16 protein-coding genes are annotated in these 19,218 nt (G+C 71.9%); 8 read left to right on the top strand and 8 right to left on the bottom strand.

What is annotated here, in order from left to right; translation table 11 throughout:
- Window positions 1-41: 41 nt before the first annotated feature.
- Window positions 42-398, bottom strand: coding sequence for a hypothetical protein (locus ACZ60E_RS31390; RefSeq protein ID WP_469444805.1), 357 nt, complete (start codon window positions 396-398; stop codon window positions 42-44).
- A gap of 256 nt (window positions 399-654) precedes the next feature.
- Here ACZ60E_RS31390 and ACZ60E_RS31395 point away from each other — a divergent pair, with 256 nt between their 5' ends.
- A complete protein-coding gene (locus tag ACZ60E_RS31395) occupies window positions 655-1,587 on the top strand; it encodes an aminoglycoside phosphotransferase family protein (protein WP_469444806.1) in 933 nt (310 codons plus the stop codon).
- A gap of 11 nt (window positions 1,588-1,598) precedes the next feature.
- Here ACZ60E_RS31395 and ACZ60E_RS31400 read toward each other — a convergent pair whose 3' ends face one another.
- The gene (locus ACZ60E_RS31400; protein ID WP_384814041.1) at window positions 1,599-2,228 is read right to left on the bottom strand and encodes an NADPH-dependent FMN reductase; all 630 of its coding nucleotides are present in this window, start codon (window positions 2,226-2,228) and stop codon (window positions 1,599-1,601) included.
- A 313-nt stretch (window positions 2,229-2,541) separates the two neighbouring features.
- Here ACZ60E_RS31400 and ACZ60E_RS31405 point away from each other — a divergent pair, with 313 nt between their 5' ends.
- Window positions 2,542-3,087, top strand: a complete 546-nt coding sequence (locus ACZ60E_RS31405) for a hypothetical protein (protein ID WP_469444808.1) — start codon at window positions 2,542-2,544, stop codon at window positions 3,085-3,087.
- Between the two features lie 134 nt (window positions 3,088-3,221).
- Window positions 3,222-3,872 (top strand): class F sortase, encoded by a 651-nt coding sequence (locus tag ACZ60E_RS31410; protein WP_469444809.1) that lies wholly within the window; start codon window positions 3,222-3,224, stop codon window positions 3,870-3,872.
- A 56-nt stretch (window positions 3,873-3,928) separates the two neighbouring features.
- Here the strand turns inward: ACZ60E_RS31410 and ACZ60E_RS31415 are convergent, their stop codons facing one another.
- The 4 genes from ACZ60E_RS31415 to ACZ60E_RS31430 form a co-directional block, all read right to left on the bottom strand.
- Entirely contained in the window at window positions 3,929-4,711 is a 783-nt protein-coding gene (locus ACZ60E_RS31415) for a sulfite exporter TauE/SafE family protein (RefSeq protein ID WP_469444811.1), read from the bottom strand.
- Between the two features lie 104 nt (window positions 4,712-4,815).
- Entirely contained in the window at window positions 4,816-5,466 is a 651-nt protein-coding gene (locus ACZ60E_RS31420; protein WP_384814049.1) for a response regulator transcription factor, read from the bottom strand.
- Between the two features lie 136 nt (window positions 5,467-5,602).
- Complete coding sequence (locus ACZ60E_RS31425; RefSeq protein WP_453794947.1) at window positions 5,603-6,919, bottom strand: sensor histidine kinase; 1,317 nt, start codon at window positions 6,917-6,919, stop codon at window positions 5,603-5,605.
- Between the two features lie 9 nt (window positions 6,920-6,928).
- Window positions 6,929-7,450 carry a hypothetical protein gene (locus ACZ60E_RS31430; protein WP_469444813.1) on the bottom strand — a complete coding sequence of 174 codons (522 nt, stop codon included), beginning with the start codon at window positions 7,448-7,450 and terminating at the stop codon, window positions 6,929-6,931.
- Window positions 7,451-7,700: 250 nt separating this feature from the next.
- Here ACZ60E_RS31430 and ACZ60E_RS31435 point away from each other — a divergent pair, with 250 nt between their 5' ends.
- The 5 genes from ACZ60E_RS31435 (at window position 7,701) to ACZ60E_RS31455 (ending at window position 14,385) form a co-directional block, all read left to right on the top strand.
- A complete protein-coding gene (locus tag ACZ60E_RS31435; RefSeq protein WP_469444815.1) occupies window positions 7,701-8,984 on the top strand; it encodes an NAD(P)/FAD-dependent oxidoreductase in 1,284 nt (427 codons plus the stop codon).
- The gene (gene nirB, locus ACZ60E_RS31440; RefSeq protein WP_469444816.1) at window positions 8,984-11,623 is read left to right on the top strand and encodes a nitrite reductase large subunit NirB; all 2,640 of its coding nucleotides are present in this window, start codon (window positions 8,984-8,986) and stop codon (window positions 11,621-11,623) included. The genes ACZ60E_RS31435 and nirB overlap by 1 nt, the downstream gene beginning before the upstream one ends.
- Complete coding sequence (gene nirD, locus ACZ60E_RS31445) at window positions 11,620-11,979, top strand: nitrite reductase small subunit NirD (protein ID WP_385835421.1); 360 nt, start codon at window positions 11,620-11,622, stop codon at window positions 11,977-11,979. The genes nirB and nirD overlap by 4 nt, the downstream gene beginning before the upstream one ends.
- 629 nt (window positions 11,980-12,608) lie before the next feature.
- The gene (locus tag ACZ60E_RS31450) at window positions 12,609-13,769 is read left to right on the top strand and encodes an alkaline phosphatase PhoX (RefSeq protein WP_469444817.1); all 1,161 of its coding nucleotides are present in this window, start codon (window positions 12,609-12,611) and stop codon (window positions 13,767-13,769) included.
- 190 nt (window positions 13,770-13,959) lie between these two features.
- Window positions 13,960-14,385 carry an LAETG motif-containing sortase-dependent surface protein gene (locus ACZ60E_RS31455; protein WP_469444818.1) on the top strand — a complete coding sequence of 142 codons (426 nt, stop codon included), beginning with the start codon at window positions 13,960-13,962 and terminating at the stop codon, window positions 14,383-14,385.
- A gap of 68 nt (window positions 14,386-14,453) precedes the next feature.
- Here the strand turns inward: ACZ60E_RS31455 and ACZ60E_RS31460 are convergent, their stop codons facing one another.
- Together ACZ60E_RS31460 and ppdK are read right to left on the bottom strand one after the other, a co-directional pair.
- On the bottom strand, window positions 14,454-15,806 hold the full coding sequence (locus ACZ60E_RS31460) for an eCIS core domain-containing protein (RefSeq protein ID WP_469444819.1): 1,353 nt from the start codon (window positions 15,804-15,806) through the stop codon (window positions 14,454-14,456).
- A 472-nt stretch (window positions 15,807-16,278) separates the two neighbouring features.
- The gene (ppdK, locus tag ACZ60E_RS31465) at window positions 16,279-19,053 is read right to left on the bottom strand and encodes a pyruvate, phosphate dikinase (RefSeq protein WP_469444820.1); all 2,775 of its coding nucleotides are present in this window, start codon (window positions 19,051-19,053) and stop codon (window positions 16,279-16,281) included.
- Window positions 19,054-19,218 lie beyond the last annotated feature (165 nt).

Here is a 19,218-nt window from a genome sequence, read left to right on the forward strand (position 1 = left end):
GGGCGGCCACTCGCGCGTCGGGGGTGGGGTGGAGGGGACGGTCAGTGACGGTCGGACAGGTAGACCGACCGCAGCTTGAGGCGGTCCGTGGCCGGTCGGCCGTGGGGGCGCAGGGTCCAGGAGTCGCCGCTGCAGTCGGGCTCGGTGAACACCATCACCCAGGTGTCGGTGTCGTTGTGCGGGGCGAAGGCCGGCTCGGACGCGTCCGGGTCCGCGACCTCGGGCAGCACGATGCAGGCGGGGCTCTCCGGGTCGTGCAGGGTGACCGACTGCGGCCGACCGTCGAGCCCGGCGTATCGGTAGGAGAAGTCTCCTGTGGCGGCGCTCGCGGACGCCGCTTGGGTGACGACGAGAGCGAGCGCTCCGACTGCGGCGGCAGCGGTGTGGCGAAGACGCATTCCTTTTCCTCCGGAACGTTGACGGCTCCTCGGGGCAGATGAGCCCGGGAGTCCGTGAATCCGTCTGGCCGCATCCCCCGGCCGGGCCGCCCCGATACGCGGTGTCACCCGCACGTGAACGAGGTATCGATCCTGCGTACGCCGTGTGGGTCCGTCCGCCCGTCCGCCTGTCGGTCCGGATTTAAGGGCTGGCCGCTCATGGGCGCCACGTGTCACGGTTCACGTCACTCGTAGGACACGGAGATTACGGAGCCCCATGCCGCCCGCACCCAAGATGCACCCCGACGAGCTCGACATCGACGCGGCGCTCGTCGGGCGGCTCGTCGCCGGGCAGTTTCCCGAGTGGGCCGGGCTGTCCGTGAAGCAGGTCGTGTCCGCCGGGACCGACAACGCCATGTACCGGCTCGGCGAGGACATGGTCGTACGGCTGCCGCGGTTGCCCGGTGGGGCGGGGCAGGTCGAGAAGGAGCAGCGGTGGCTGCCGAGGCTCGCGCCGCGGCTGCCGCTCGCCGTCCCCGTACCGCTCGCCGCAGGTGCCCCCGGACAGGGGTACGCGCTCCCGTGGGGCGTCTTCCGCTGGCTGGACGGCAGCAACGTCTACGACCAGCCACTGAGGGAAGGTGCCGAACTTGCCGACGCTGCCCGCCAGTTGGGCCGGTTCGTGGCCGCGCTGCGGGAGGTCGATGCCGTCGGCGGGTCGCCTTCCTGGCGTGGGGGTCCGCTCGCCGACGACCGTCACGTCCGGGCCGCCATCCATGATCTCGGCGCGGACGGCACGCTGGACGCGAGCGCGGCGACCGCCGTCTGGGAGGACGCCCTGCGGGTCCCCCGGTGGACCGGCGAACCCGTCTGGCTGCACGGCGACCTCCTGCCCGGCAATCTGCTGGCCCAGGACGGTCGCCTCAGCGCGGTCATCGACTTCGGCGGGCTCGGCACCGGCGATCCGGCGGCCGACGTACTCGCCGCCTGGGCCGTGTTCGACGGCGAGAGCCGACCCCTGTTCCGCGAGACCGCCGACGTCGACGACGACACCTGGGCCCGCGGGCGCGGCTGGGCCCTGTACTTCGGCCTGACGGCCGAGCACCACTACCGGGTCACCAATCCCGTACTGGCGGCCGTCGGCCACCGGGCGGTGACGGAGGCCCTCGCCGACGCCGAGCAGGAAGCCCGGCTGCCTCAGCAGCAGTGAGCCCGGCAGCGTCAACTGCCGTACGGACGAACCCCCTTCGCCTCCCGCAGTGCCGACCCCCACCACCCCAGCTGGTCCAGCATCACCTTCGCGGCCGCGTTCGGGGCCGCGGGGTCCCGGTGGTGGCCCTCGTCGTCGAAGGACGCGCCCGCGTTGTGGAAGGACACCGTGTCGCGGACGGTGACGGCGTGCAGCTCGGCGAAGACCTGGCGGAGCTGTTCGACGGCCCGCAGGCCGCCGGAGACCCCGCCGTACGAGACGAAGCCGACGGGCTTGGCCCGCCACTCCTCGTAGTGCCAGTCGATGAGGGCCTTGAGCGAGGCGGGGAAGGAGTGGTTGTACTCGGGGGTCAGGACGACGAAGGCGTCGGCGGCGGCCAGCTTGGGCGTGATCTTCGCCAGCTCGGCGGTCACCTCGGGCGTCGGGGAGTAGGAGAGGGCCGTCGGCAGTCCGGCGTCGGCCGTGTCCACCACCTCGGCCGTGAGGTCGTCGCGTTCGCGGAGCCGGTCCAGGAGCCAGTCGGCGACGACGGGGCCGAAGCGGCCCTCCCGGTTGCTGCCGATGATGACGGCGACCTTGAGGGGCGAGGAGGCGGGGGCGGGGGCGGCAAGGGATGCGGATACGTCCGCTGTGGGGTTCATGCGCCGAGCCTCACACCTCGACCAAACTTGAGGTCAAGGCGGCAGCGGCGAGAACCGGTCACCCGTTCACACGTGCCGCCCGTCCTCTTCGGGTTCTTTTTCGCGCGCCGCCTCTCGCACCCCGGTGACCTGGTGAAACGCAGACGGGGCGGCATCGCGCATCCCCCGCCTGACACCCGTTCACCTCACTTCTGACGTGCCATCAGGAGGCGTACGCCGTCGACTGCCACTTACCTCGGTAGGGCAGGGCGTGACCGACGCAGCGACACATGGGGGTGTCGCGGGCCGCGCCGCCTCGACAGGAGCACGCACGATGCGCACAGCCCGCCTGCTGACCGGTACCGCGCTCGCCGTCGCCTCGGCGGCCCTCTGCGCGGCACCCGCGTACGGGGCGGCTGGGGACGAGGCCGGCGCGGGGTCCATCGAGCTCTATCCGGCCACCGTCGCGCCCGGCGCCGAGGTCACCGTGAACACCGCGTCCTGCGAGGCCGGCGACGCCGTGTCGGGTGACGCCGGGGCCGTCGGCGCGGGCCGTTTGACGCTGATCCCCAGCGCGCACGAAGGGGACGCGGTCGGCCGGTTCGAGGTGCCGCCCTCCGCGCAGCCCGGCACGTACGAGATCGTCGTGCGCTGTTCCGGCGGTACGCGGATGACCGGCGACCTGGTGGTCACGCTCACCTCCACCGAGGAGAGCAGGCCGCAGACGCAGGTCCACCCGCGGGGAAGTGTGAAGACGGGGGTCGGCGGCGCACTCGGCCCCGACCCCGTGCAGACCGCGGCGGGAGTGGCCGCCCTGGCCGTCGCCGCCGCGGGCGGTACCTGGCTCCTGCATCGCCGGGCGAGAGGCGACGGGATCTGACGGACACCTCCGCTGTCCACCGGTACCGCTGTCCCCTTCCTCCTCCGGGCCCGACGCCCCTCGCGGCCCGGAGGAGGACGCGGGACCCATCGAACGTCACAGGAATCGAACGTCACAGGAGGAGAGGGGCCCGGGTGCGAGTGCGTCCGTTCGGCAGCGTCTCGAACATCTCCAACATCTCGATAACCGTCGCCACGCTCCTCGCGCTGCTCTGCGGGGCCTGGCTGCTGCACCGCGGCGCCCAGACGCACGCGCCGCCCCAGCCGTCGGCCGCGCAGGCCCGCGCGGGCAGCCATGTGGACCGGCCCGCGGCCGACGCGCTGCCGCACTCACCGCCCGACCGCGTCCGTATCCCCTCGATCCGGGTGGACGCCCCCCTCATGGGCCTCGGCCTCTCCCCGCAGGGCAGCCTCGACGTGCCGCCCGCGGCCCGGAAGAACCTCGCCGGCTGGTACGAGGCCGGTACCGCGCCCGGCGAGAAGGGCACCGCGATCGTCGCAGGACATGTCGACAACGCGGAGGGCCCCGCCGTCTTCTACCGGCTCGGCGCGCTCGGCAAGGGCAGCACGATCGAGGTCGGCCGCCGGGACGGCAGCGTCGCCCTCTTCTCCGTCGACGCGGTCGAGGTGTACGACGCCCGCGACTTCCCGGACGAGAAGGTGTACGGGGCCGCGGGGCGCCCGGAGCTGCGCGTGATCACCTGCGGGGGCGGCTACTCGGCGGGCACCGGCTACCAGGGCAACGTGGTCGTCTTCGCCCACCTCACGGGCAGCCGCCGCTCCTGAGCGTCAGACACGTCAGGCACGTCAGGCACGTCAGAGGCGTCGGGGGCCGGCGGGGCTCAGAGCCAGAAGTCGTACGCCAGCTTCGCCACCAGCGCGAACACCACCGTCAGCAGCACGCCCCGTACGAAGCCGCTGCCCTTCTTGAGCGCGGTGCGCGCCCCGGCCATGGCGCCGACGAGGTTGAACACGGCCATCAGCGCGGCCAGCTGCCAGAACACCGTGCCCTTCCAGGCGAACGTGGCCAGCGCACCCGCGTTCGTGCAGCAGTTGATGATCTTCGCGGTGGCGGAGGCGGACACCAGGTCGAGGTGCAGCAGCGCGGTCAGGGCGAGGACGAGGAACGTGCCCGTGCCGGGGCCGACCAGTCCGTCGTAGAAGCCGATGCCCAGGCCCGCGAGTCCGATCGCGGCGAGGACGCGGCGCGGTGAGACGGGCTCGGCCGAGGGGGCCGTACCGAACGCGGGCTTCAGGATCACGAAGGTGCCGACGCCGAGCAGGACGACCATGACGACCGGTTTCAGGATCTCGGTGCTCATCCCGGTGGCGACGAAGGCCCCGGCCGTGGACCCGGCGAGCGCCGCGAGTCCGATCCGTATCGCCGTGCGGACGTCCACGGGCGCCTTGCGCGCGTACGTGACCGCCGCGCCCGTCGTCCCGACGATCGCCACGGCCTTGTTGGTGCCGAGCGCGTACTGGGCCGCCGAGCCCGAGTTCGGCAGGCCGAGGAGCAGCGCGGGGAGGAGGAGCAGGCCGCCGCCGCCCACGACCGCGTCGATCCAGCCGGCCGCGAGGGCGGCGAGGCACAGGACGACGACCATGGCCAGGGATATGTCGGGCATGATCACGACACTACGGACGAGATGGATGTGCCGTCCACGAATCCTGTGATCCTTGAGAGTCTTCTGAGGTTCCCGCCGGTGGTGGAGGCGGATCGCCCCGCAGGTCAGCCCGTCGTCTTCAGGTAGCGCAGGACCGCCAGCACCCGCCGGTTCTCCGTCTCGGAGGGCGGCAGGCCGAGCTTGGCGAAGATGTTGGCGATGTGCTTCTCCACGGCCCGTTCCGAGACGGTGAAGGACGCCGCGATCGCATGGTTCGTCCGCCCCTCGGCCATCAGCGCCAGCACCTCGCGCTCGCGGGGCGTGAGGGCGTCCAGGGCGGTGGCGCGGCGGCTCGCGCCGAAGAGCTGGGCGACGACCTCGGGGTCGAGGGCGGTCCCGCCGGCGGCGATCCGCTCCAGCGCGTCCACGAACTCGCCGATGTCGACGACCCGCTCCTTGAGCAGGTAGCCGACGCCGCCCGGGTGGGTGCCGAGCAGCTGGGCCGCGTACTTCGTCTCGACGTACTGGGAGAAGATCAGCACGCCGGTGCCGGGGTGGTCGGCGCGCAGCCGTACGGCCGCCCGGATCCCCTCGTCCGTCTGGGTCGGCGGGAGCCGGATGTCGACGACGGCGGCGTCCGGGCGGTGCTCGGCCACGGCGGTCAGCAGCGCGTCGGCGTCCCCGACGGCCGCGGCGACCTCCACGCCCCGCAGCTGCAGGAGCTGGGCCAGGCCTTCGCGCAGGAGTGCGGAGTCCTCGGCGATGACCACGCGCATGTGCCCCGTCTCCCCCATGTGCCCCGTGTGCCCCTCTTGTTTCCGGTGGGTGCCTCGGCCTCAGTACGGCTGTCTTGTTTCCGGTGGGTGCCTCGGCCTCAGTACGGCTGTCTTGTTTCCGGTGGGTGCCTCGGCCTCAGTACGGCAGCTCGACCGTGACCACCGTAGGCCCTCCCGGTGGGCTGTCGCAGGTGAGCGTGCCGTCGACGGTCCGTACCCGGGTCAGCAGGCCGGTGAGCCCCGAGCCCGCGCCGATCGCCGCGCCCCCGCGGCCCTCGTCCCGGACGGTGAGCGCGAGCAGCCCGGCGCGGGCGGTCACCCGCACCGCCGCGCCCGGTGCCCCGCTGTGCTTGGCCGCGTTGGCGAGGAGTTCGGCGGCGCAGAAGTAGGCGATCGACTCGACGGCGGGCGCGGGCCGGTCGGCGATGTCGGTGACGACCTCGACGGGCAGGGCCACGTCCGCCGCGAGGGTGGCGAGGGCCGTGTCCAGGCCCTGGTCCAGTACGGGCGGATGGATGCCTTTGACGAGATGGCGCAGGTCGGCGATGGCCTGCTTGGCGTTGCCCTGGGCGGTGTCGACGACGGTGAGGAGCCGGTCGCGGTCCGCGTCCGCGCCGATCAGCTCCCGGATCATCGTCAGATGCATCGCGAGCCCGACGAGCCGGGCCTGTGTCCCGTCGTGCAGGTCGCGCTCGATCCGGCGCAGGGTGGCCGCCGCGTCGTCCACGGCCTGGGCGCGCGTCTCCTCCAGGGTGCGGATGCGGCGGTCCGCGGCGCTCGGGCCGAGTGTGGCAGCGAGCAGCAGGCGGTGCGGGGTGAGGGCGTGGCGCATCAGCCAGGGCGCGGCCGACAGGAGCAGGAGTCCCGCGGCCACCGGGATCAGCCAGCGCGGCCAGGAGTCGAGCTGGACGCCGAAGACTTCGAGGGACACGTGCCGTACGGAGTCCCCGTCGCGCACGGTGTGGTGGTTCCAGCGCTTGAGGAGGGGGTGGAGGACCGACTGCGTCCCGTAGCCGTACGCGCCGAGGGCCGCCGCGTACGCGAGGACCGCCGTGACGGGCACGCCGAGCGCGCAGCCGACGGCGCGCCAGCCGGCCCGGCCGAGGAGCAGGGCGCGGCGGCGGCCCAGGACGCCGGGGGCGCCGGGTGTCGGCGGCTTCTCGATGTCCAGGTGCAGCAGGCGGCGTGCGAGGGCCCGTTGGAGCGCCCCGAGCGCGAGCGCGCCCCGCACGGTCAGCGCGAGGACCCACAGCCCCAGCGTGGTCACGGACAGGACCCCGCCGACGAGCAGCCCCGCGAGCGTCAGCAGACAGCCGACGAGGGCGAGCGGGAGCGCGATCAGCGCGTAGAGGAGGGTGGCGAGGGCCCGCGGGGTGAAGGCGGCGAGCGGGCGCCGGGCGGCCGTGACCGCGAGGGCGGTGACCGGGCGGCGCGTGGACCTGGGGTCAGGCATCTCGTCAACCTACGGCCGCGCGAGGAGTACCGTCGCCGGCCGCAGCTGGAGCGCGGCCAGGGCACGGCCGAGCCACGGCATCAGCAGCAGGAAGCCGATACCGCCCAGGACCGCGTGGAACGCCCATGCCCCGGCGAAGGTCGGTCCGCCCCAGGAGGTGTCCGGGTCGCTGCCGCGCAGGGGCCGGCCGATGTTCATGGGGACGATCGACCAGCCGTACAGGGTGACGGCCGCCACCGCGAGGTTCAGTGGCAGGGCGAGCAGCGCGTGGAGCACGCCGGGTGAGGAGCCCGGCAGGCGCACGCCGAGGAAGCGGCCGACGAGGTCGCGCTGCCGGCGGCCCGCCGCCGCCCGGCCGCCGAGCAGCGCCACCGGCACGGCGGCAAGGCCGACCGGCACGGCCGGCAGCGCGTACGCGACCCGCCGCCAGGTCCGCGCGGTGAACGGCTCGCGCACGAGCTGCCGGGCCCGTACGGCGACGCGGCCCCGGGCGGGCGCTTTCCCGGCGTGCGGTTCCCGGACGGTGTCCATGTGCGCTCCTCCGTTGTGCGTGTACGGACGCGTACGGACGTGTACGCGTGTACCGAAGGTTTCCGTGTTCCGGGGCCCCGATCGATGGTGCTCGCACGGAGGTCGGAGGTTCGGTTAACCGCCCCCTGACCGCCCCCGACCTCCCCCCGAGAACCCTCACATCCGCGTCCGGGCCCCGCTGAGGGCAGCGTTCCCCGCGGGAAACAGTCGTGATGCGGCCGGGTAACACCGGCACCGCACGCTGCGGTACATGACCTCGAATACGCGTGTGGTGGTGATCGGCGCCGGCCTCGCGGGCGTACGTCTCGCCCGCAGGCTCGGAGAGCTCGGCGTGTCCGCCGTGCTCGTCGGCGAGGAGGAGCACAGCCCGTACAACAGGGTGCTGCTCGCGGAGGTCCTCGCCGGGCGGTACGCCCCCGAGGTCATCGCACTCCCGGCGCCCGAGCGGCTGACCCGCGGCCGGGTGGTGCACATCGACCGCGCCCGGCGGCAGGTGCACCTCGCCGACGACACGGTGATCGCATACGACACGCTGGTCCTGGCCACCGGCTCGAACCCCGTACTGCCGCCGCTGCGAGGCCTGTTCGGCCCCGACCGGCACGAACTGCCCGCAGGCGTGCACGCGTTCCGCACGATGGACGACTGCCTGGGCCTGTCCGACGCCGTACGGCGAGGCACCCGGGCCGTCGTCATCGGCGGCGGCCTGCTCGGTGTATCGGCCGCCCGCGCGCTCGCCGAACGCGGCGCGCAGGTCGTCCTGGCGCAGCAGGGCGAGCGCCTGATGGAACGTCAACTCGATCCGTCGGCCTCCGCGTTGGTGCTCCGGCACCTCAAGGACCTCGGCGTCGAGGTGCACACCGAGAGCCGGGTGCGCGGTGTGCGCTGCGTCGAGGGCGCGGTCCGCTCGGTCGAGATGGCCGACGGCTACACCCTCGGCGCCGACCTGGTGGTGCTGGCCTGCGGAGTACGTCCGCGCGCGGGCCTCGCCCAGGACGCCGGGCTCGCCGTCCACAAGGGCGTCATCGTCGACGACGAGCTGCGCACCTCCGACCCGCACATCCGGGCGATCGGCGACTGCGCGCAGCACGACGGCCAGGTGTACGGACTGGCCGCGCCCGCGCTCGAACAGGCCGATGTCCTGGCCGAGTTGCTGGCCGCATCACTGAGCGTGCCACCGGCCGGGACCGGGTCCACAGGGGGCGCCGCCGGTTACAGCGGCACCCGCGCCCTCACCCGGCTGACCCTCGCCCGGCCGACCCTCACCACCGGCAGCTCCCCCGCCGCCGGCCCTCTCGACCTCGCCGCCTTCGGGGAGCACACCCCGCTCCCCGGGGACGACGTCGTCCAGCTCACCGACGCCACCCGCGGCACCTACCGCAAGGTCGTCGTCCGCGACGACCGCCTGGTCGGCGGGGTGCTCGTCGGCGAGCTGGGCACCGTCGGCGCGCTCGCCCGCGCCTGGGAGGGAGCCGAACCGCTCCCCGCGGACGGCGCCCCGCTGCTCCACCTGCTCACCAACGATGGAGGCTCCTGATGTCCACGACCGCCGCTGTGGGAACTGGCCCCCGCCCCACGATCGTGCTCGTCGGCCACGGCATGGTCGGCCAGCGCTTCCTCGAAGCGCTGGCCGAGCGCGGCCTGACCGCCACGCACCGGGTGGTCGTGCTGTGCGAGGAGCCGCGTCCCGCGTACGACCGCGTACAGCTCACCTCGTACTTCTCGGGCCGCACGCCCGAGGACCTGTCCGTGACGGACCTGGAGTTCATCGCGGAGCACGGGATCGAGCTGCACCTCGGGGACCCCGCCGAGACCGTCGACCGGGCCGCCCGGAAGGTCACCGCCCGCTCCGGTCTCGTCGTCGGCTACGACACGCTGGTCCTCGCCACCGGCTCGTTCCCCTTCGTGCCGCCCGTGCCGGGCAAGGACGCCGAGGGCTGCTTCGTCTACCGCACGATCGAGGACCTGCTCGCCATCGAGGAGTACGCGAAGGCGCGGGCGACGACCGGCGCGGTGGTCGGCGGCGGGCTGCTCGGACTTGAGGCCGCCGGTGCGCTGAAGGGGCTCGGACTGACCACGCACATCGTGGAGTTCGCGCCCCGGCTGATGCCCGTCCAGGTCGACGAGGGCGGCGGCGCGGCCCTGCTCCGCACCATCGAGAACATGGGCCTGACGGTCCACACCGGCACGGGTACGCAGGAGGTCGTCACCGGCGACGACGGCGCCGTGACCGGCATGAAGCTCTCCGACGGCTCGACGGTCGCCACCGACCTGGTGGTGTTCTCCGCCGGGGTACGCCCCCGTGACCAGCTCGCCCGCGACTGCGGACTCACCGTGGGCGAGCGCGGCGGCATCAGCGTCGACGACCAGTGCCGTACGGTCTCCGACCCGGCGGTCTTCGCGATCGGCGAGTGCGCGCTGGCCTCGGACGGCCGGGTCTACGGCCTGGTGGCGCCCGGCTACGAGATGGCGGAGACGGCGGCCACCACGATCGCCGCCGCGGCGACCCCTGTCACCGACCCCGCCGTCGGGGCCGCCTCCTTCACCGGCGCCGACCTCTCCACCAAGCTGAAGCTCCTCGGCGTCGACGTCGCCTCCTTCGGTGACGCGCACGGCGCCGCCGCCGACTGCCTCGACGTCGTCTACGCGGACTCCCGCTCGGGCACGTACAAGAAACTGGTCATCGGGCCCGGCGGGGAACTGCTCGGCGGCATCCTGGTCGGTGACGCGGACGCGTACGGCACACTGCGGGCGTTCACCGGTTCGGTGCCGCCGATCGCACCCGAGCAGCTGGTCCTCCCCGCCGGCGCGGGCGCTCCCGTCCAGCTCGGCCCGTCCTCGCTGCCGGACGAGGCGATCATCTGCTCCTGCCACAACGTCACCAAGGGCGCGATCCGCGGCGCGGTCACCGACCACGCGTGCACGACGGTCCCCGAGGTCAAGAAGTGCACCAAGGCCGGTACCGGGTGCGGCAGTTGCGTCAAGGTGCTCGGCCAGCTCGTCACCTCCGAACTGGAGGCGAGCGGCGTCGAGGTCGACAAGGGCCTGTGCGGCTGCTTCTCCCAGACCCGCGAGGAGCTGTACGAGATCGTCCTCGCCCTGCGCATCTCCTCGTACCAGCAACTCCTCGACCGGTACGGCCGCGAGGACGCGCGGGGCGGTGACGGGTGCGAGGTCTGCAAGCCCACCGTCGGCTCGATCGTCGCGTCGCTCGCGCCCACGATCGGTGCCGAGGGGTACGTCCTCGGCGGTGAGCAGGCCGCCCTCCAGGACACCAACGACCACTTCCTCGCGAACCTGCAGAAGAACGGCTCGTACTCGATCGTGCCGCGCATCCCGGGCGGCGAGATCACGCCCGAGAAGCTCATCGTGATCGGTGAGGTGGCCCGGGACTTCGGCCTCTACACGAAGATCACAGGCGGTCAGCGGATCGACATGTTCGGTGCGCGCGTCGAGCAACTGCCTTTGATCTGGGCTCGGTTGGTGGACGCCGGCTTCGAGTCCGGGCACGCGTACGGGAAGTCGCTGCGGACGGTCAAATCGTGCGTCGGGCAGACCTGGTGCCGTTACGGCGTCCAGGACTCGGTGCGCATGGCCATCGACCTGGAACTGCGCTACCGGGGACTGCGGTCGCCGCACAAGCTCAAGTCGGCGGTGTCCGGGTGCGCCCGAGAGTGCGCCGAGGCCCAGTCGAAGGACTTCGGCATCATCGCGACCGCGGCCGGCTGGAACCTGTACGTCGGCGGCAACGGCGGCGCCACCCCGCGCCACGCGGACCTGCTCGCCCAGGACCTCTCCGACGCCGAACTCGTCCGCCTCATCGACCGGTTCCTGATGTTCTACATCCGTACGGCCGACCGGCTGGAGCGCACCTCGACATGGCTGGAGCGGATCCCCGGCGGCCTCGACCACGTCCGTGACGTCGTCGTGGACGACTCGCTCGGCATCTGCGAGGAGCTGGAATCGCTGATGACGGCGCATGTCGCCGCCTACCGCGACGAGTGGGCCGAGACCATCAACGACCCGGAGAAGCTGTCCCGCTTCGTGTCGTTCGTGAACGCGCCGGACACGCCCGACCCGGTCGTCGGCTTCGTCCCGGAGCGCGACCAGATCAAGCCCGACCTGCCGCTGCTGACCATCGGCACCCGTCCCCTGGAAGGAAGCGCCCAGCGATGACGCTCGCACCCGAGACCACGACGCTCACGGTCCAGCTCCGGCTGGCCGGACCCGACGACGACTGGTTCGCCGTGTGCGACCTGTCCGTGCTGATTCCCGGGCGGGGGGTGGCCGCGCTGCTGCCGGACGGGCGGCAGGTGGCGCTCTTCCTCGACCGTACGGGGCGGATGTACGCGATCGGCAACCGTGATCCGTTCTCGGGGGCGGCGGTTCTCTCCCGAGGGCTGACCGGTTCCCACCGGGGGAGGCCGTTCGTGGCCTCGCCGCTCCTGAAGCAGCGGTTCGACTTGGCGTCGGGCGTATGCCTGGACGACGAATCGGTACGGGTACCGACGTACGAGGTGCGGGCGCATTGAGCGCTCTTCGTCACCTGCGGCCCGGCGGGGGCCGTCCGCGCAGTTCCCCGCGCCCCTGAAAGACACCGGCGGCCCGCCGTCTTTGACTGCGGGCCCGGTGGGGGTTGCTCGCGCCGTTCCCCGCGCCCCTGAAAAACACCGGCGGCCCGCCGTCCTTGGCTGCGGGCCCGGTGGGGGTTGCTCGCGCCGTTCCCCGCGCCCCCTAGGGGCTAAAGCAGGGGCGCAGCCCCGCTTTTGGGGGCGCGGGGAACTGCGCGGGTGACCCCCACCGGGGCCGCAGACGGATCCGCGACGCACGTCCGTCGGGGCCGGGCCCGTAAGGGGCGCGGGGAACTGCGCGAGCAACCCCCACCGGGCCCGCAGACGCATCCGCGACGCCGGTGTCTTTGAAGGGCGCGGGGAACTGCGCGACAAGCCCCCGCCCGGCCGCAGACGGAGTCGGGGCGCAGGCCCGGGCAGGCCCTCCCCGTGGGGAGCGTGGTCGCCGTCGTGGTGGGACGCTCAAGCGTGACGCGCACACGTCACCACGCGGCCACAGCCCGTCCACCCCGCACTCCTAGGCTGCCGGCGTTGCGCGACCCCGTCCCCGACCGGCGGACGGGCCAGCCTCGGCACCCCTTGGAGCGACAGTGGAACGTCGTACTCTCCTGCGCGCGGCCGTACTCGGTGGATCGTCGGCGGTCCTCGGCGGAACCCCGTGGCGCGGCGCCGCGTACGCCGCCCCCGCCCAGCCCGGCACGGGCCCGTACGGGGCACTCGGCTCGGCGGACGCGAACGGCGTCAGACTGCCGGGCGGCTTCACCAGCCGGGTGATCGCCAGGTCGGGCCAGACCGTCACCGGCACCTCGTACACCTGGCACAGCGCCCCCGACGGCGGAGCCTGCTACGCGGACGGCACCGGCTGGATCTACGTCTCGAACTCGGAGATCAACCCGTCCGGCGGCACGAGCGCGGTGAAGTTCTCGGCGGCGGGCGCGATCACGGGCGCGTACCGCATCCTGTCCGGCACCCGGCAGAACTGCGCGGGCGGCAGGACGCCGTGGAACACCTGGCTGTCCTGCGAGGAGGTGTCGCTCGGGTACGTGTACGAGACCGACCCGTGGGGTGTGAACGCGGCGGTGCGCCGGGACGCCATGGGCCGTTTCAAGCACGAGGCCGCGGCGGCCGACCCGGTGCGCAAGGTGGTGTACCTGACCGAGGACGAGACGAACGGCTGTCTCTACCGCTTCGTGCCGACGACCTGGGGCAGCCTCTCCGCCGGCACTCTCCAGGTCCTGGTCGCCGGAACGGCCACCTCCGGCTCCTTCACCTGGGCGAACGTGCCCGACCCCGACGGCTCCCCCACCGCGACCCGTACGCAGGTCTCGGGGTCGAAGAAGTTCAACGGCGGCGAGGGCTGCCACTACGCCGACGACACGGTGTGGTTCACCAGCAAGGGCGACAACCGCGTCTGGCAGCTCAACCTCCTCGCGGGCACCTACGAGTTGGCGTACGACGACTCGCTCGTCACCTCGGGCACGGCCCCGCTGACCGGTGTCGACAACATCACCGGCACCGCCTCCGGCGACCTGTTCGTCGCGGAGGACGGTGGCAACATGGAGATCTGTGTGATCACGCCCGACGACGTGATCGCCCCGTTCCTGCGCGTCGACGGGCAGTCAGGATCGGAGATCACCGGCCCCGCCTTCTCCCCGGACGGCAGCCGCCTCTACTTCTCCAGCCAGCGCGGCACCAGCGGCAGTTCGTCCGACGGCATCACGTACGAGGTGACGGGCCCCTTCCGCGCGTAACCCGGCACCCGTTCCGCGGACGACGGGCCCGTGAGCGGAGAGCCACCACCCGGTCACGTAACGTTCACATCACGGGTCCGTCATTCCGCCGCAGCACCGAGAGCCCCTCTCGTACTTTCGTCATCTCAAATCCGACTGATCACCCTCGTGATCATGCATACGGATATCGGCAGATATCTGGGGGCTCACCGTGAACCTGTTCCGCAAGTCCGCCTCCGCGGCCGTCGCCGCACTGGCCCTGGCCGCCCTGTCCGTCACCACCGCCGAGGCCCACGACGGCCTGCACCCGTTCAAGAACTGCACCGAGGCGTACGAGAACGGGTACTCCGACATCGTCAAGGGCGACGACCACTACGGCGAGCACCTGGACCGCGACAAGGACGGCATCGGCTGCGACAAGCCGCCGGCGGACTTCGTCCCGGTGGACGACAGCGGGGCCGGCGGCGCCGAGGAGTCCTCCTCCGCTTCCTCGGAGCAGCCGAAGCAGCCGGTCACCGACCTGGCCGAGACCGGCGGCAGCGGCGTCACCCCGTATCTGGCGGGCGGCGGGGCGCTCGTCCTCCTCGCGGGCGGCGGCGTGCTCGTCGCGGCGCGCAGGCGTGGCAACTCCGGCTGATCCCGGTCGGTCAGGGCGAGGAACGCCGGTCACCGGGCCGAGGCAGGGGCCGGCGCCCCGGGAGACACTCAGTGCCGGCGGTCACGGTAGCTCTGGCGCCCCGGCGACACGGTGACGATGTTCGGAGACGCCGAGCGGCTGTCCCTGCCACGGCGCTGCTCCTCCTCGTACTCCTCGTACTCGCTCGGCACTGCGGACGGGGAGAGCCCGCGCATGGTCCAGTGCGCGTAGTGCCGCTCCATGTCGTCGTGGATGGTGTCGCGCGGCGGCAGGTCTCCGGCCCTTTCCCGCTCTCCGACACGGCGTGTGTCGTGCGGATCCAGTCGCCTGGAGTACCTGTCGTTCATGGGGTCGTAGGGCGACCGGACGCTGTACTCCGCCTGGTTGTACATGTTCGGGCCGGTCCGTCCGCGCGTCCCCATCTGGGTGATCGGAGCCCCGAGCATGTCGACGCCGCGTCCGGACGCGCCGGACTCGTACCGGAGGTGTTCCATGTTGGTGTGCTGCGTGCCGGCGAGCATGTTGTCGCGTCGCTGCGGCGTGCCGTGCACCGGGTCTCCGTGCGACCAGGCCGCATCGCGGTGCAGCCAGCTGTAGCCGCTGGCCTGGGGGCGCCCCGAGGCGCGCATCGCGTCGTTCGCCGACCGGCCCATCAACGTGTTCTGATCCGGAACACGGCGGGACGGCCGGTTGGACATGGAATCCCTCGTGACGTAACTGACGCCGTTCTCCTCGTAGTCGTCGGGCTCACGAGTGACGGTGACGATGTTCGGCGCGCGCTGCACCGCGGGCGTCGCGGCGGGCGCGGCGGCGGCTTCCTGTGTGCCCCCGGCGGCCGGGGCGCTCTGCGGCACGGGGGCGTTCTTCATGCTGGTGGCCCAGGACTCGGCGTCCTTCTCGTCCTTGTCGCTCTTGTCGGAGAGGGAGATGCCGCCGCCGTTGTCCGTGCCCGCCACGGATCCCCGCTGCTGCTGCCAGGCGTGGCGCAGTTCGTGCAGCATCGTGTGCTCGTCCCCGCCGCCTGCGCCGACGACGATGTGCCGGCCCGTCGTGTACGCGCGAGCCCCGAGCTCGGCTGTCGAACGCTGCGCGGCCGGGCCGTCGTGCACCCGCACGTCACCGAGGTAAGTGCCCATGCCCTGCTCGGCCTTGGCAAGGATGGCCGGGTCGACGGGCCGTCCGGCCGACTGTATGACGCCGAGCACCGACGAGCGCTGCACGGGCTGGTCGTGGCCGCAGCCCGAGCCGTGCGTGTGCTGCTCCTCGTCACGCCTGCGCTGCACCTCGACGAGGCGCGACACCGCGGCGTTCCCCGCCGCACGCTGAAGGGCCAGGATGGGCGGAACCGTGGCGACGCGCTGCGCGGCGCGCTGCACGGCGCTTCGTTCAGGTGACGCCGGGTCCCGTTGATATGCGGGCATGAGCCCTCCCTTTCGGACAGCGGGCGGATATTGATCGCACAGCCAACCAGCCCTCCGGGGGCGGCAGCAAGGACCGATGGGACACTCTTGAGGGTCCGGATGAGGCACTCCTCGGAGTCCGACGGTCGACAGGGGGCCACTCGGCCGCGTCCAGAAGCCCGGCGGTTCCGCTCGGACCTGCTCGAACCGATCACTCCAGGCCCGCCGAACTCCACGCTGTCGACGCGGAGTTCACGCTACACGAGGCGGTCCGCGCGGCTCCGCCCCCTGCCGTTCATGCCATCCGGACGCCGGGCCGCGTCGGTGCATACGCCGCACGCGTCGGTGCCTACGCCGCACAGGAAGAGGCGACACCCCCGCACAGGGCGCCGCCTCTTCGTTTTTCGTGCGCCGGGACCCCGGCCCCGTCGGTGAGGGTGGATGGCGGGGCGAGGTCCCGGAGTTGCGCGGGCCCGGGGTGGGCCCTGGTGGGTTACCGGTGGTCGCTGCCCTGCGAGGAGGATGCCGCGCGGCCTGCTTCCAGGCGGGCCACCGGGATGCGGAACGGGGAGCAGGAGACGTAGTCGAGTCCCACCTCGTGGAAGAAGTGGACCGACTCCGGGTCGCCGCCGTGTTCTCCGCAGACGCCGAGCTTGAGGTCGGGGCGCGTCTCACGGCCGGCCTTCACCGCGTCGCGTACGAGCTTGCCGACGCCGTCGCGGTCGATCGTCTCGAACGGGGAGACCCCGAAGATGCCCTTCTCCAGGTAGGCCGTGAAGAAGCTGGCCTCGACGTCGTCGCGGCTGAAGCCCCAGACGGTCTGCGTGAGGTCGTTCGTGCCGAAGGAGAAGAACTCCGCCGCCTCCGCGATCTGACCGGCCGTGAGCGCGGCGCGCGGCAGTTCGATCATCGTGCCGAGGGAGAGTTTCAGGTCCACGCCGGTGTGCTCCTGCACCTCGGCGATGACCTGCTCGGCCTCCTCGCGGACGATCTCCAGCTCCTGGACCGTGCCGACGAGCGGGATCATGATCTCGGCGCGCGGGTCGCCCTTGGCGTTCTTGCGCTCGGCGGCGGCCTCGGCGATGGCCCGTACCTGCATGGTGAACAGGCCGGGGATGACCAGGCCGAGGCGTACGCCGCGCAGGCCGAGCATCGGGTTCTGCTCGTGCAGCCGGTGGACGGCCTGGAGGAGGCGCAGTTCGTTCTCGTGGGGGTCCTGGCGGGCCTCCGCGAGCGCCACCCGTACCGACAGTTCGGTGATGTCGGGCAGGAACTCGTGCAGCGGCGGGTCCAGGAGACGGACGGTGACCGGCAGGCCGTCCATCGCCTCGAAGAGCTGCACGAAGTCCTGCTTCTGGAGCGGCAGAAGCTCCTTCAGGGACTCCTCGCGCTCGGTGTCGGTGTCGGCGAGGATCAGGCGTTCCACCAGCTCGCGCCGGTCGCCGAGGAACATGTGCTCGGTACGGCACAGGCCGATGCCCTGGGCGCCGAAGCGGCGGGCGCGCAGCGCGTCCTCGGCGTTGTCGGCGTTGGCGCGTACGCGCAGCCGGCGCTTGCGGTCGGCGAAGGCCATGATCCGGTGGACGGCCTCGACCAGTTCGTCGGCGTCGTCGGCGCCCGCGTGCATCCGGCCCTCGAAGTACTCCACGACCGGGGAGGGGACCACCGGGACCTCGCCCAGGTAGACCTTGCCGGACGAGCCGTCGATGGAGATGACGTCGCCCTCCTCCACCACGTGCCCGCCGGGGACGGTCATCCGGCGCCGCTTGGTGTCGACCTCCAGCTCCTCCGCGCCGCACACACAGGTCTTGCCCATGCCGCGCGCCACGACGGCCGCGTGGGAGGTCTTGCCGCCGCGCGAGGTGAGGATGCCCTCGGCCGCGATCATGCCGTCGAGGTCGTCGGGGTTGGTCTCGCGGCGCACCAGGATGACCTTCTCGCCCGAACGCGACCACTTCACGGCCGTGTACGAGTCGAAGACGGCCTTGCCGACCGCGGCGCCCGGCGAGGCGGCGATGCCCCGGCCGATCTGCTCGATCTTCGTCCCCTCGTCGAAGCGCGGGAACATCAGCTGGGCGAGCTGGGCGCCGTTGACGCGCTGCAGCGCCTCGGCCTCGTCGATGAGGCCCTGGTCGACGAGTTGGGTGGCGATACGGAAGGCGGCACCGGCCGTCCGCTTGCCGACGCGGGTCTGGAGCATCCACAGCTGCCCGCGTTCGATGGTGAACTCGATGTCGCACAGATCCCGGTAGTGGTTCTCCAGGGTCTTCATGATCTGCATGAGCTGGTCGTACGACGTCTTGTCGATCTGTTCGAGGTCGGCGAGCGCGACGGTGTTGCGGATGCCCGCGACGACGTCCTCGCCCTGCGCGTTCTGCAGGTAGTCGCCGTACACGCCCTGGTGGCCGGAGGCCGGGTCGCGGGTGAAGGCGACGCCCGTGCCCGAGTCGGGGCCGAGGTTGCCGAAGACCATGGAACAGACGTTCACGGCGGTGCCGAGGTCGTGCGGGATGCGCTCCTGGCGGCGGTAGAGCTTGGCCCGCTCGGTGTTCCAGGAGTCGAAGACCGCGTGGATGGCGAGGTCCATCTGCTCGCGCGGGTCCTGCGGGAAGTCCCGGCCGGCCTCGGTCTTGACGATCTTCTTGAACTTGGTGACGAGTTTCTTCAGGTCGGCCGCCTCGAGATCGGTGTCGACCGCGACCTTCTTGGTCTGCTTGGCCGCCTCCAGCGCGTCCTCGAACAGCTCGCCCTCGACGCCGAGGACGGTCTTGCCGAACATCTGGATGAGCCTGCGGTACGAGTCCCACGCGAAGCGGTCGTCCCCGGCCTGCTTGGCCAGGCCCTGGACGGATTTGTCGGAGAGGCCGATGTTCAGGACGGTGTCCATCATGCCGGGCATGGAGAACTTGGCGCCGGAGCGGACCGAGACGAGGAGGGGGTCGTCGGCCTGTCCGAGCTTCTTGCCCATGGTCGCTTCGAGGGCGTCGAGGTGTGCACTCACCTCGTCACGCAGTGCCGCGGGCTCGTCGCCGCTGTCGAGGTAGGTCTTGCACGCCTCGGTGGTGATGGTGAAGCCGGGAGGCACGGGAAGACCCAGGTTGGTCATCTCGGCGAGGTTGGCACCCTTGCCGCCGAGAAGATCCTTGAGTTCCTTGTTGCCTTCGGTGAAGTCATAAACGAACTTCACGCTCCCGCCGACGCCCTCGACGCTGCTGCCGACGCCGCTGTCGCCGTTCTCGGCTACGTGGGGATCTTTGTTTTCCGACACGGGTCTCGACTCCTCGACGACGCGGTGGCTGCCCTGACGACGGGGAACATACCCAGATCGAAGGCGTCTGGGTACGTCCACTTGCGCGTCATGCGGCTGTAACCACTCGTCCGCCACCAGATCGAAAGTCAAGGGATGGTAAGCCGTTGGGGCCTACAGCGTTCA

This window comes from Streptomyces sp. NPDC102514 (assembly GCF_055584525.1).

Excerpts from the sequence above, each read along its gene's own strand:
- ACZ60E_RS31390 (WP_469444805.1), bottom strand. The coding sequence starts at position 398 with ATGCGTCTTCGCCACACCGCTGCCGCCGCAGTCGGAGCGCTCGCTCTC.
- ACZ60E_RS31395 (WP_469444806.1), top strand. The coding sequence starts at position 655 with ATGCCGCCCGCACCCAAGATGCACCCCGACGAGCTCGACATCGACGCG.
- ACZ60E_RS31400 (WP_384814041.1), bottom strand. The coding sequence starts at position 2,228 with ATGAACCCCACAGCGGACGTATCCGCATCCCTTGCCGCCCCCGCCCCC.
- ACZ60E_RS31405 (WP_469444808.1), top strand. The coding sequence starts at position 2,542 with ATGCGCACAGCCCGCCTGCTGACCGGTACCGCGCTCGCCGTCGCCTCG.
- ACZ60E_RS31415 (WP_469444811.1), bottom strand. The coding sequence starts at position 4,711 with ATGCCCGACATATCCCTGGCCATGGTCGTCGTCCTGTGCCTCGCCGCC.
- ACZ60E_RS31420 (WP_384814049.1), bottom strand. The coding sequence starts at position 5,466 with ATGCGCGTGGTCATCGCCGAGGACTCCGCACTCCTGCGCGAAGGCCTG.
- ACZ60E_RS31425 (WP_453794947.1), bottom strand. The coding sequence starts at position 6,919 with ATGCCTGACCCCAGGTCCACGCGCCGCCCGGTCACCGCCCTCGCGGTC.
- ACZ60E_RS31430 (WP_469444813.1), bottom strand. The coding sequence starts at position 7,450 with ATGGACACCGTCCGGGAACCGCACGCCGGGAAAGCGCCCGCCCGGGGC.
- ACZ60E_RS31435 (WP_469444815.1), top strand. The coding sequence starts at position 7,701 with ATGACCTCGAATACGCGTGTGGTGGTGATCGGCGCCGGCCTCGCGGGC.
- nirB (WP_469444816.1), top strand. The coding sequence starts at position 8,984 with ATGTCCACGACCGCCGCTGTGGGAACTGGCCCCCGCCCCACGATCGTG.
- nirD (WP_385835421.1), top strand. The coding sequence starts at position 11,620 with ATGACGCTCGCACCCGAGACCACGACGCTCACGGTCCAGCTCCGGCTG.
- ACZ60E_RS31460 (WP_469444819.1), bottom strand. The coding sequence starts at position 15,806 with ATGCCCGCATATCAACGGGACCCGGCGTCACCTGAACGAAGCGCCGTG.